The sequence below is a fragment of the Streptomyces sp. NPDC006691 genome (assembly GCF_042869955.1).
Taxonomy (GTDB): Bacteria; Actinomycetota; Actinomycetes; order Streptomycetales; family Streptomycetaceae; genus Streptomyces.
Genome location: NZ_JBIAGW010000013.1, coordinates 1 through 12,492, shown reverse-complemented (window position 1 = coordinate 12,492; position 12,492 = coordinate 1). Strand labels below are relative to the sequence as shown.

Genomic DNA, 12,492 nt, shown 5'->3' with positions numbered 1-12,492 from the left:
ACAGCAGGGGGAGCCGAGGGTGAGCACGACGACCACCGCCACGACGGCCGCCGAGCCGAACCGGCCGGCCCAGGGCACCGGGGCCGGCCTCGGCTTCTGCCGGGTGACCATCGTCGCGCCGGACGGCCGCATCGACGTGGCACTGCCCGACGACATCCCCGTCGCCGACATCTACCCCGAGATCCTCCGGCTCGCCCAGCAGAGCCCCGCCGAGGGCGCCCCCGTCGGCTACTCCCTCGTACGCCGCGACGGCACCGTCCTCGACAGCGCCCGCTCCTTCGCCGCCCAGTCGATCCTCGACGGCGAACTGCTCACCCTGCGCCCGTTCTCCGCATCGCTGGCCCCCGCGGTCTTCGACGACGTGTCCGAGGCGGTCGCCTCCGCCGTCACCCAGGACCGCACCCTGTGGAACAGCGACCTGACCCGCGCCGCCGGCCTCATCGGCGGCGGCGTCCTGCCCGCGCTGCTCGCCTTCGCGGCCTGGAGCGGCGACCCGCTCCACGACATGCACGGGCTGCCCGGCGTCCTCGCCGCCGTCGCCGGAGTGCTCCTGCTCACCCTCGCCGCCGTCCGCGCCCGGATCTACGACGACCAGCTCTCCGCCGTCGCCCTCGGCCTCGGCTCGCTGCCCAACATCGCCGTGGCCGGCTCCGGACTCCTGCCGCTCGCCGCCCACCACGGCATCGGCCGGCTCCAGATGCTCCTCGCCTGCGCCGCCGTCCTCATCGCCTCGCTCTTGCTCACCCTGCTCTCACCCCGCGGCGACGGGCCCTTCGTCGCGTTCGTGCTCGCCTCCGCGGCCGGCGCGCTCGTCGTGTTCGCCGCGATCCTCACCGACATGACGGCCACCGAGACCGCCGCGGCCGCCACCCAGCTCGCCGTCGGCGCCCTCGCCTTCCTGCCCGGCCTCTCCATGCGGTTCGCCCGGCTGCCCATCGGCTTCGACGCACCCCACGGCTCCCAGCGCGCCGACGACGACACCACCACCGCGCAACCCGTCGACGCCGAGCGCATCGCCGCCCAGGCCCGGCGCGGCCACGAACTGCTCGTCGGCCTCGTCGGCGGCTGCGCCCTGCTCGCCGTCGCCGGCGCCGCCGTGCTCGGCTTCTCCGACAACAGCTGGGGCCGCCTGCTCGCCCTGGCCACCGGCGTCGCCCTGCTCATGCGCGCCCACCTCTTCCGCTACACCGCCCAGGTCGGCGCCACCCTGGCCGCCGGACTCGGCTCCCTCGTCCTGCTCGGCCTCGGCCTGTGCATCAACGCCCCGCGCGGCCCGATGGCCGACGCACTCAGGGGCGACAGCGCCGCCCTCGACCTCCGTACGCTGTGGCTGGTCGCCGCGATCGCCGCCGCCGCGGCCCTGGTCACCGCCATCGCGCTGATCGTGCCGAACCGCGGAGTGACCCCCTTCTGGGGCCGCTTCCTGGAGATCGCCGAGGGATGCGTGCTGCTCACGCTGCTGCCGCTGACCCTGGCCGTCTTCGACGTGTACGCCCGGGCCCGCGCCCTGACCAGCTGATCCCGCCCGCTCCGCACGCCGGTCAACCGCCACCCGGGGTACTGGTACGCTGTGTGACGGCCGTTTGTGTACGCGTTTCCGGACCATCTGGAAGCTGCGCTCATCGGACCTTCGCCTCCGAGTCACGGAAGCTCCCCTGAGATCAAGACCAGGGGCACTCGTGGGCGCATCGAACCATACTGAGGAGTAAGCGTGCCGCTCGACGCCGCTACGAAGAAGCAGATCATGTCCGAGTTCGGCCAGAAGGAGGGCGACACCGGCTCCCCCGAGGTCCAGGTCGCCATGCTCTCGCGCCGCATCTCCGACCTGACGGAGCACCTCAAGACGCACAAGCACGACCACCACTCCCGTCGTGGCCTGCTGATCCTCGTCGGCCAGCGCCGCCGCCTGCTGCAGTACCTGGCCAAGAAGGACATCCAGCGCTTCCGTACGCTGGTCGACCGCCTGGGCATCCGCCGCGGTGCGGCCGGTGGCGCCAAGTAAGCATGCTGTCGAGGGAGCGGTTCCCACCTATTAGGGGGCCGCTCCCTTTGCTGTACATGCGCGACGTACCGAACGCTCAGTAGTCTGGTACGGACAACAGAACAGCAGTACCGAAGAAGCAAGCAGTACCAGCAGTACCGAAGAAGCTTCACCGCGACGAGCGAGCAGAAGCCTCCTCCGCCGCCGGTCCTCGGTAGTGGCCCCCGGAAAGCAAGGAACACCGGGCGCTTCGATCGAAGACCGGCCCGCCCCCAGGAGCGCTTCTCCGCCGCCGTCACCCCACCGTCCGTCGCGCCACACGGGCCCGGCGGACGAAAAGACGACAAGCAAATGGAGAAAACGCTAGTGGAGAACGAGACCCACTACGCCGAGGCCGTCATCGACAACGGCACCTTCGGCACCCGCACCATCCGCTTCGAGACGGGCCGCCTGGCCAAGCAGGCCGCCGGCTCCGCCGTGGCGTACCTGGACGACGACACCATGGTCCTTTCGGCGACCACCGCGTCCAAGAAGCCCAAGGACCAGCTCGACTTCTTCCCCCTGACGGTGGACGTCGAGGAGCGGCAGTACGCCGCCGGCAAGATCCCCGGCTCCTTCTTCCGCCGCGAGGGCCGGCCCTCCGAGGACGCCATCCTCACCTGCCGCCTGATCGACCGCCCGCTGCGCCCGTCCTTCAAGAAGGGCCTGCGCAACGAGATCCAGGTCGTCGCGACGATCATGGCGCTCAACCCCGACCACCTGTACGACGTCGTCGCGATCAACGCCGCGTCCGCGTCCACCCAGCTGGCCGGCCTGCCCTTCTCGGGCCCGATCGGCGGCGTCCGCGTCGCGCTGATCAACGGCCAGTGGGTCGCGTTCCCGACGCACACCGAGCTTGAGGACGCCGTCTTCGACATGGTGGTCGCCGGTCGCGTCCTGGAGGACGGCGACGTCGCGATCATGATGGTCGAGGCCGAGGCCACCGAGAAGACCATCCAGCTGGTCAAGGGCGGCGCCGAGGCGCCCACCGAGGAGGTCGTCGCCTCCGGTCTGGACGCCGCGAAGCCCTTCATCAAGGTGCTCTGCAAGGCCCAGGCCGACCTCGCCGCCAAGGCCGCCAAGCCCACCGGCGAGTTCCCGGTCTTCCTCGACTACCAGGACGACGTCCTGGAGGCGCTGACCGCCGCCGTCAAGGGCGAGCTCGCCCAGGCGCTCACCATCGCCGGCAAGCAGGACCGCGAGGCCGAGCTGGACCGCGTCAAGGAGATCGCCGCCGACAAGCTGCTCCCGCAGTTCGAGGGCCGCGAGAAGGAGATCTCCGCCGCGTACCGCGCGCTGACCAAGAAGCTGGTCCGCGAGCGCGTCATCACGGACAAGGTCCGCATCGACGGCCGTGGCATCACGGACATCCGGACGCTCGCCGCCGAGGTCGAGGCCATCCCGCGCGTGCACGGCTCGGCGCTGTTCGAGCGTGGCGAGACCCAGATCCTGGGCGTCACCACCCTCAACATGCTCCGCATGGAGCAGCAGCTGGACACCCTCTCCCCGGTGACCCGCAAGCGCTACATGCACAACTACAACTTCCCGCCGTACTCGGTCGGCGAGACCGGCCGCGTGGGCTCGCCCAAGCGCCGCGAGATCGGCCACGGCGCGCTCGCCGAGCGCGCCATCGTGCCGGTCCTGCCGACGCGCGAGGAGTTCCCCTACGCGATCCGTCAGGTGTCCGAGGCCCTCGGCTCCAACGGCTCGACGTCCATGGGCTCGGTCTGCGCCTCCACCATGTCGCTCCTGAACGCCGGTGTGCCGCTCAAGGCCCCCGTCGCCGGTATCGCCATGGGCCTCATCTCCCAGGAGATCGACGGCAAGACGCACTACGTCGCCCTCACCGACATCCTCGGTGCCGAGGACGCGTTCGGCGACATGGACTTCAAGGTCGCCGGCACCAAGGAGTTCGTCACCGCGCTCCAGCTCGACACCAAGCTCGACGGCATCCCGGCCTCCGTCCTGGCCGCCGCCCTCAAGCAGGCCCGCGACGCCCGCCTCCACATCCTCGACGTGATGATGGAAGCGATCGACACGCCGGACGAGATGTCCCCCAACGCCCCGCGGATCATCACCGTCAAGATCCCCGTGGACAAGATCGGCGAGGTCATCGGCCCCAAGGGCAAGATGATCAACCAGATCCAGGAGGACACCGGCGCCGAGATCACGATCGAGGACGACGGCACCATCTACATCGGTGCCGCCGACGGCCCGGCCGCCGAGGCCGCCCGCGCCACGATCAACGGCATCGCCAACCCGACCATGCCGGAGGTCGGCGAGCGCTACCTGGGCACCGTCGTGAAGACGACGACGTTCGGCGCGTTCGTGTCGCTGCTCCCGGGCAAGGACGGTCTGCTGCACATCTCGCAGATCCGCAAGCTCGCCGGCGGCAAGCGCGTGGAGAACGTCGAGGACGTCCTGGCCGTGGGCTCCAAGGTCCAGGTCGAGATCGCCGAGATCGACTCCCGCGGCAAGCTCTCCCTCATCCCCGTGGTCGAGGGCGAAGAGGCCACCGAGGGTGACAAGGACGACGCTGCCAAGTGACGTCCCGTAGTTCCGCGACGACGGCCCGCCCCTCCTCCGAGGGGCGGGCCGTCGCCCGTACCCAAACGCTCCTGAAGGGTCAGGGCGGCATCGGCACCGTCCGCCGCACGACCCTCCCCGGCGGCCTGCGGGTCGTCACCGAAACCCTTCCCTCCGTACGGTCGGCGACCTTCGGCATCTGGGTCCAGGTCGGCTCGCGCGACGAGACGCCGACGCTGAACGGCGCCACCCACTACCTCGAACACCTCCTCTTCAAGGGCACCAAGAAGCGCAGCGCCCTCGACATCTCCTCCGCGCTCGACGCGGTCGGCGGCGAGATGAACGCCTTCACGGCGAAGGAGTACACCTGCTACTACGCGCGGGTGCTCGACACCGATCTGCCGCTGGCCATCGACGTCGTGTGCGACATGCTCACCGACTCGCTGATCCTCGCCGAGGACATCGACGCCGAACGCGGCGTCATCCTCGAAGAGATCGCGATGACCGAGGACGACCCGGGCGACTGCGTGCACGACCTGTTCGCGCACACCATGCTCGGCGACACCCCCCTCGGCCGCCCGGTCCTCGGCACCGTCGACACCATCAACGCCCTCACCCAGGCGCAGATCTCCCGCTTCTACAAGAAGCACTACGACCCGCGCCACCTGGTCGTCGCCGCCGCCGGCAACGTCGACCACGCCACCGTGGTACGCCAGGTCCGCAAGGCCTTCGAGAAGGCCGGCGCGCTCACACGCACCGACGCCGTCCCCCTCGCCCCGCGCGGCGGCTCCCGCACCCTGAAGGCCACCGGCCGCGTGGAGCTCCTGAACCGCCGCACGGAACAGGCCCACGTGGTCCTCGGCATGCCGGGCCTGGCCCGCACCGACGAGCGCCGCTGGGCGCTCGGCGTCCTCAACACGGCGCTCGGCGGCGGCATGTCGTCCCGCCTGTTCCAGGAGGTCCGCGAGAAGCGCGGCCTGGCCTACAGCGTGTACTCGTACACCTCGGGCTTCGCCGACTGCGGACTCTTCGGCGTCTACGCGGGCTGCCGCCCCAGCCAGGTCCACGACGTCCTGAAGATCTGCCGCGACGAACTGGACCGGGTCGCGAGCGAGGGCCTGTCCGACGACGAGATCGGCCGCGCGGTCGGCCAGCTCTCCGGCTCGACCGTCCTCGGCCTGGAGGACACCGGCGCGCTCATGAACCGCATCGGCAAGAGCGAGCTGTGCTGGGGCGAGCAGATGTCGGTCGACGACATGCTGGCCCGGATGGCCGAGGTCACCCCGGACGACGTCCGGGAAGTGGCCCGTGATGTCCTGGGACAGCGTCCCTCGCTGTCCGTCATCGGCCCGCTCAAGGACAAGCAGGCCGACCGCCTCCACGAAGCGGTCTCGTAAAACGGTCTCGTAACCCGTAAGGAAACAAGCGAATGAGCAAGCTGCGTGTGGCGGTCCTCGGAGCCAAGGGCCGGATCGGCTCCGAGGCGGTACGAGCCGTGGAAGCCGCCGAGGACATGGAGCTGGTCGCCGCCCTCGGCCGCGGCGACAGCCTGGAGACGCTCGCCGACACGGGCGCCCAGGTCGCGGTCGAACTGACCACCCCCGCCTCCGTGATGGACAACCTGGAGTTCTGTGTACGCCACGGGATCCACGCCGTCGTCGGCACCACGGGCTGGACCGAGGACCGCCTCGCTCAGCTGAACACCTGGCTCGCCGCCTCCCCGGAGACCGGCGTGCTCATCGCCCCGAACTTCTCCATCGGCGCCGTCCTCACCATGAAGTTCGCCCAGCTCGCCGCCCCCTACTTCGAGTCCGTCGAGGTCGTCGAGCTGCACCACCCCAACAAGGTCGACGCCCCCTCCGGCACCGCGACCCGTACCGCCCAGCTCATCGCGGCGGCCCGCGCCGAGGCAGGGGTCGCCCCCGCACCGGACGCCACCACCACCGCGCTCGACGGCGCCCGCGGCGCCGACGTGGACGGCGTACCCGTGCACGCCGTCCGGCTGCGCGGCCTCCTGGCCCACCAGGAAGTCCTGCTCGGCGCCGAGGGCGAGACCCTGACCGTGCGCCACGACTCCCTCCATCACAGCAGCTTCATGCCGGGCATCCTGCTCGGCGCCCGCCGCGTGGTGACCACTCCCGGCCTCACCTTCGGCCTGGAACACTTCCTCGACCTCAACTGAGCGGCACCTCCGGCCTCATGCGCGCGAAAATCACCTATCTCATCACGGCCGCCGTCCTGGTCTTCTACTTCGTCCTGGCCGGCAGCCGGGGCGTGCTGCTCCTTGAGCAGGGCACGTGGATCACCGTCACGCTGGGCGTGGCCGTGCTGATCCTGCCGGTCATCGGCGTCTGGTTCCTGTGGGCCAACACCCGCTTCGTGACCAAGGCCAACAAGCTCGCCGTGGCCCTGGAGGCCGAAGGCGGCCTGCCCGTCGACGAACTGGTCCGCACCGCGGGCGGCCGCATCGACCGGGACTCGGCCGACGCGGTCTTCGCCCGCCGCAAGGCCGAGACGGAGGACGCGCCCGACGACTGGCGCTGCTGGTTCCGCCTCGCCGTCGCCTACCAGGACGCCCGCGACACCCCGCGCGCCCGCAAGGCGATGCAGCGGGCGATCGCCCTGCACGAGAACAAGCCGACGGGGTCCGACGGCGAGAGCCTGAGGGCGGAGGCCTGACGGCGGGGGAACGTCACGACGGGCACGTGACGACGGAGGGTCTGACGACGGGGACGTGACGGTGCCCGGGCGGCTTCGGCCGCCCGGGCACCGGTCCGCTCAGCTCCGGCGGTACTCGTCGCCCCAGGCCTCCACCAGGTCGGCCGCCCGGTCGAAGGCCTCGCCGCGGCCCAGGAAGTCCGCGTTGTGATCGGTGAGCAGCGGCGCGAGCGTCCCGCCGCCCTGCCGCTCGGCGAGCAGCGCCTGACCCTGGACCGTGCGCGGCAGGCCGAGCCAGCGCACCGGCTGCTGCACCGTGCGTACGCCGGCGATGCGCGGCCAGGCCACCGTGGTCGTGCCGAGGAAGGCGACCCGGCGCAGCCCGGCCCGGCTCACCCACACCCCGACGCGCAGCAGCCGCAGCGCGGAGGCGATCACCAGCACGGCGATGCCCAGGACGGCGACGGCACCCCCCGGTTCCCCCGCGGCCGCGATGATCACGGCCGCCAGCAGCACGAACGAGGCGAGGAGCAGCAGCATGGCCGCCGCGCCGACCCGCCACGGGCCGGGCCGGTAGGGTCGCCGCCAGCGATCGTGGTCGTCGAAGGGCAGGGCGACGTCGTCGGAGTACTCACCGGGTGCGTCGACTGCGCGGTCGGCCGTCAGGAAGGGCAGGGGCACGACTGATCCTCACTCACAAGCACGCTCGATTGGGCTGTGCGGGGTGAGGCTACCGAGCAGGCCGGTGTGCGGCCACCTCCGGGGGTCCGGGCGCGCGTCGGCGCGTCAGGGCCGGTCAGCGGCCGTCGGAGGTCCGTCAACGCCCGTTGGAGGCCTCGGACTGCTGACTGTGCGCGGGGGACTGCGGGCTCTCCATGGCCGGAAGCCCGAACAGCAGCGCACCGGTGAGACCGGCTATGACCGTGAGCCCGACCAGCGTCCTGCCAACGAGTTGACCTGCGCTGGCGCGCTGGCGCGGCGGCGGCTCGACATTGCTGCGGTAGCGGTCGGCCTCGGCGACGAATGCGAACGGAACGGGCTCACGCCGGCGGAACATGGGGGCACATCTCCTGGGAAACTTGAGTGGCTGTCGAACTGGCTGCTGCTTACTGGTACAGACGCTCGGCACCGCCGATTGGTGCCCGAATTCCCCGAATTGGCCGAAGAATGTGCTGACGAACCGTCAGAGACGGAGATGTCGGTGCCGGGCCGTAGAGTGGACGCCGCCCGAGCGACGCAATTGGAAGGACCCGCCGGTGACCGACACCCCCGCCCCAGACCTCAAGCCCAGCTTCCGCGACGACGTCACCGTCGAGCTGGTCAAGCACGCGGCGACCGACTCGGACGTGCTGTGGGCCGCCCGTGTCTCCACGGCGGGCGAGCAGTCCCTGGAGGAGCTCCAGAAGGACCCCGAGCGTTCCAAGGGCCTCATCAACTACCTGATGCGGGACCGGCACGGCAGCCCCTTCGAGCACAACTCGATGACCTTCTTCATCAGCGCCCCGATCTTCGTCTTCCGCGAGTTCATGCGGCACCGCGTGGGCTGGTCCTACAACGAGGAATCGGGCCGGTACCGGGAGCTCCAGCCCGTCTTCTACGTCCCGGGCGCCGACCGCAAGCTGGTCCAGCAGGGCCGTCCCGGCAAGTACGAGTTCGTCGACGGCTCGGCGGCCCAGCAGGAGCTCACCTCCCGCGTCATGGAGGACTCCTACCGCCGCTCCTACGAGGCGTACCAGGAGATGCTGGCGGCCGGCGTCGCCCGCGAAGTCGCCCGCGCCACGCTGCCGGTCGGCCTCTTCTCCTCCATGTACGCGACGTGCAACGCGCGCTCGCTGATGCACTTCCTCGGTCTGCGCACCCAGCACGAGCTGGCGAAGGTGCCGTCCTTCCCGCAGCGGGAGATCGAGATGGTCGGCGAGAAGATGGAGCGCGAGTGGGCCCGGCTGATGCCGCTCACCCATGCGGCCTTCAACACCAACGGCCGGGTGGCCCCGTAGTCACCCCGGTCGGCACAGGCGCCGGGCCATACCGGCACAGATGTGCGGATACGCCGCGCAAAGTGTCCGTATTGCGGCGTTTCGTGAAGTTCATCTAGGCTGATCAAACGGACCCGGCACTGCTTGAACCCCCGAGCAGGCAGTGCCGGGCTCCCTCAGCCACCGGCCCCCCGAAGGGGCACCACGCGCCGAGCAACGAGTAGCGTGTTACCCATGGCTCCGATCTCCACTCCGCAGACCCCCTTCGGGCGGGTCCTCACCGCCATGATCACGCCCTTCACGGCGGACGGCGCACTCGACCTCGACGGCGCCCAGCGACTGGCGGCCCACCTGGTCGACGCAGGCAACGACGGACTCGTCGTCAACGGCACCACCGGCGAGTCCCCGACCACCAGCGACGCGGAGAAAGACCAGCTCGTACGAGCCGTACTGGAAGCCGTCGGAGACCGGGCCCACGTCGTGGCCGGAATCGGCACCAACGACACCCGCCACACCCTCGAACTCGCCCGAACGGCCGAACGCTCCGGCGCACACGGCCTGCTCGCGGTCACGCCTTACTACAACAAGCCCCCACAAGAGGGACTGTTCCGGCACTTCTCGGCCATCGCCGACGCCACCGAGCTCCCCGTGATGCTCTACGACATCCCCGGCCGCAGCGGCGTCCCGATCGACACCGAAACCCTCGTACGGCTCGCCGAACACCCCCGGATCGTCGCCAACAAGGACGCCAAGGGCGACCTCGGCCGCGCCAGCTGGGCCATCGCCCGCTCCGGCCTCGCCTGGTACTCCGGCGACGACATGCTCAACCTGCCGCTCCTGTCCGTCGGCGCCTGCGGCTTCGTCTCCGTCGTCGGCCACCTCGTCACCCCCGAGCTCCGCGCCCTCCTGGACGCCTACCTCGCAGGCGACGTCCGCAAGGCCACCGAGATCCACCAGCAGCTGCTCCCCGTCTACACCGGCATGTTCCGCACCCAGGGAGTCATCACCACCAAGGCGGCCCTCGACCGCCAAGGACTCCCCGCAGGACCCCTGCGCCTGCCCCTCGTCGAACTCACGCCGGAAGAATCCAGCCAGCTGGCGCTCGATCTGGCAGCCGGTGGGGTACAGCTCTAACCACAGACTTCACAACTGAATACGCGCCGGACAAACGCGCGAAACCACACACAACAGCAAGTGCACGAATGACATACGCGCCACGTGCCCTACCGGTACGTGGCGCGTGTGGTGAGGAGAGTCTTTTGAGTCATCCGCATCCCGAACTCGGCACCCCGCCGCAGCTTCCCAAGAACGGCCTGCGCGTCACCCCACTCGGCGGTCTCGGCGAAATCGGCCGCAACATGACCGTCTTCGAGTTCGGCGGCCGCCTGCTCATCGTCGACTGCGGCGTCCTCTTCCCCGAGGAGGAACAGCCCGGCATCGACCTGATCCTGCCCGACTTCAGCTCGATCAGGGACCGCCTCGACGACATCGAGGGCATCGTCCTGACGCACGGCCACGAGGACCACATCGGCGGCGTCCCCTTCCTGCTCCGCGAGAAGCCGGACATCCCGCTCATCGGCTCCAAGCTGACCCTCGCACTCATCGAGGCCAAGCTCCAGGAGCACCGCATCCGCCCCTACACGCTGGAGGTCGCCGAGGGCGACCGCGAGCGCCTGGGCCCCTTCGACTGCGAATTCGTCGCCGTCAACCACTCCATCCCCGACGCCCTCGCGGTCGCCATCCGCACCCCCGCGGGCATGGCCGTCGCCACCGGCGACTTCAAGATGGACCAGCTCCCGCTCGACGGGCGCCTCACCGACCTGCACGCCTTCGCCCGGCTCAGCGAGGAAGGCATCGACCTCCTCCTCTCCGACTCGACGAACGCCGAGGTCCCCGGGTTCGTGCCGCCGGAGCGGGACATCTCCAACGTCCTGCGCACCGTCTTCGCGAACGCCGACAAGCGCATCATCGTGGCCAGCTTCGCCAGCCATGTGCACCGCATCCAGCAGATCCTGGACGCCGCCCACGAATACGGCCGCCGCGTCGCCTTCGTCGGCCGCTCGATGGTCCGCAACATGGGCATCGCCCGCGACCTCGGCTACCTCAAGGTGCCGGCCGGCCTCGTCGTCGACGTCAAGACCCTCGACGACCTGCCGGACGACGAGGTCGTCCTCGTCTGCACCGGCTCGCAGGGCGAGCCCATGGCCGCGCTCTCGCGCATGGCCAACCGCGACCACCAGATCCGGATCGTCCAGGGCGACACCGTGATCCTCGCGTCGTCGCTCATCCCGGGCAACGAGAACGCGGTCTACCGCGTCATCAACGGCCTGACCCGCTGGGGCGCCAACGTCGTCCACAAGGGCAACGCCAAGGTGCACGTCTCGGGCCACGCCTCGGCCGGCGAGCTGCTGTACTTCTACAACATCTGCAAGCCGAAGAACCTGATGCCGGTCCACGGCGAATGGCGCCACCTGCGGGCGAACGCGGAGCTCGGAGCCCTCACCGGCGTCCCGAAGAACCACATCGTCATCGCCGAGGACGGCGTGGTCGTCGACCTGGTGGACGGCACCGCGAGAATCGTCGGCAAGGTCCAGGCCGGTTACGTCTACGTCGACGGCCTCTCGGTCGGTGACGTGACGGAGTCCTCCCTCAAGGACCGCCGCATCCTCGGCGACGAGGGCATCATCTCGGTGTACGTGGTCGTCGACTCCAGCAGCGGCAAGATCACCAGCGGCCCGCACATCCAGGCCCGAGGCTCCGGCATCGAGGATTCGGCGTTCTCTCCGGTGGTCGCGAAGATCGAGGAAGCCCTGAACCGCTCCGCCCAGGACGGCGTCGTCGAGCCCCATCAGCTCCAGCAGCTGATCCGTCGCTCGGTCGGCAAGTGGGTGTCCGACACCTACCGCAGGCGCCCGATGATCCTGCCGGTGGTCGTCGAGGTCTGACGGTCCCACGGACGTACCCCCGGAGCGGGGCCCCTCGATTTGCATCGGGGCGCCCCGCTCCAGTAGGTTTACATCTCCGCCTGAACGGGAACCCGGCACAGTCAAGTGTCGTGCGGGGGACCGGAACGGGGCGGAAATCCGGCTCCAGAATCTCTGATAAAGTCGGGCCACGCCGAAAGGGAAACGCGAAAGCGAATTCCTGAAAGCGAATCCCCATTCCGACGGGGAATCGGACACGAAAGAGTCTGATAGAGTCGGGAACAGGAAATACTGAAGGGAAGCGCCCGGAGGAAAGCCCGAGAGGGTGAGTACAAAGGAAGCGTCCGTTCCTTGAGAACTCAACAGCGTGCCAAAAGTCAACGCCAGA

General features: G+C 69.8%; 11 protein-coding genes. 9 read left to right on the top strand and 2 right to left on the bottom strand.

The window, feature by feature from the left end; all coding sequences use genetic code 11:
* Positions 1–19: 19 nt before the first annotated feature.
* The 6 genes from eccD to ACFYNP_RS25700 all read left to right on the top strand — a co-directional run bounded on the left by eccD (position 20) and on the right by ACFYNP_RS25700 (position 7,225).
* Positions 20–1,519, top strand: coding sequence for a type VII secretion integral membrane protein EccD (gene eccD, locus ACFYNP_RS25725; RefSeq protein WP_388788591.1), 1,500 nt, complete (start codon positions 20–22; stop codon positions 1,517–1,519).
* Between the two features lie 192 nt (positions 1,520–1,711).
* Complete coding sequence (gene rpsO / locus ACFYNP_RS25720) at positions 1,712–2,002, top strand: 30S ribosomal protein S15 (RefSeq protein ID WP_053728973.1); 291 nt, start codon at positions 1,712–1,714, stop codon at positions 2,000–2,002.
* A gap of 345 nt (positions 2,003–2,347) precedes the next feature.
* Positions 2,348–4,567: a polyribonucleotide nucleotidyltransferase gene (locus ACFYNP_RS25715; RefSeq protein WP_388412411.1), complete on the top strand. Its 2,220-nt coding sequence runs from the start codon at positions 2,348–2,350 to the stop codon at positions 4,565–4,567.
* Positions 4,564–5,943: a M16 family metallopeptidase gene (locus tag ACFYNP_RS25710; RefSeq protein ID WP_388788588.1), complete on the top strand. Its 1,380-nt coding sequence runs from the start codon at positions 4,564–4,566 to the stop codon at positions 5,941–5,943. Before ACFYNP_RS25715 ends, ACFYNP_RS25710 begins: the two co-directional genes overlap by 4 nt.
* 32 nt (positions 5,944–5,975) lie before the next feature.
* Positions 5,976–6,728, top strand: coding sequence for a 4-hydroxy-tetrahydrodipicolinate reductase (gene dapB / locus ACFYNP_RS25705; RefSeq protein ID WP_388412360.1), 753 nt, complete (start codon positions 5,976–5,978; stop codon positions 6,726–6,728).
* 17 nt (positions 6,729–6,745) lie between these two features.
* Positions 6,746–7,225, top strand: a complete 480-nt coding sequence (locus ACFYNP_RS25700; RefSeq protein ID WP_388788585.1) for a hypothetical protein — start codon at positions 6,746–6,748, stop codon at positions 7,223–7,225.
* A gap of 99 nt (positions 7,226–7,324) precedes the next feature.
* Here the strand turns inward: ACFYNP_RS25700 and ACFYNP_RS25695 are convergent, their stop codons facing one another.
* Both ACFYNP_RS25695 and ACFYNP_RS25690 read right to left on the bottom strand, forming a co-directional pair.
* The gene (locus ACFYNP_RS25695) at positions 7,325–7,885 is read right to left on the bottom strand and encodes a hypothetical protein (protein ID WP_388412364.1); all 561 of its coding nucleotides are present in this window, start codon (positions 7,883–7,885) and stop codon (positions 7,325–7,327) included.
* A gap of 136 nt (positions 7,886–8,021) precedes the next feature.
* Positions 8,022–8,261 (bottom strand): hypothetical protein, encoded by a 240-nt coding sequence (locus tag ACFYNP_RS25690; RefSeq protein ID WP_114041234.1) that lies wholly within the window; start codon positions 8,259–8,261, stop codon positions 8,022–8,024.
* Between the two features lie 199 nt (positions 8,262–8,460).
* Here ACFYNP_RS25690 and thyX point away from each other — a divergent pair, with 199 nt between their 5' ends.
* The 3 genes from thyX (at position 8,461) to ACFYNP_RS25675 (ending at position 12,125) form a co-directional block, all read left to right on the top strand.
* Positions 8,461–9,201, top strand: a complete 741-nt coding sequence (gene thyX / locus ACFYNP_RS25685) for an FAD-dependent thymidylate synthase (RefSeq protein ID WP_388412366.1) — start codon at positions 8,461–8,463, stop codon at positions 9,199–9,201.
* Positions 9,202–9,414: 213 nt separating this feature from the next.
* The gene (gene dapA / locus ACFYNP_RS25680) at positions 9,415–10,314 is read left to right on the top strand and encodes a 4-hydroxy-tetrahydrodipicolinate synthase (protein ID WP_388412368.1); all 900 of its coding nucleotides are present in this window, start codon (positions 9,415–9,417) and stop codon (positions 10,312–10,314) included.
* 125 nt (positions 10,315–10,439) lie between these two features.
* On the top strand, positions 10,440–12,125 hold the full coding sequence (locus ACFYNP_RS25675; RefSeq protein ID WP_100578038.1) for a ribonuclease J: 1,686 nt from the start codon (positions 10,440–10,442) through the stop codon (positions 12,123–12,125).
* Positions 12,126–12,492: the final 367 nt, after the last annotated feature.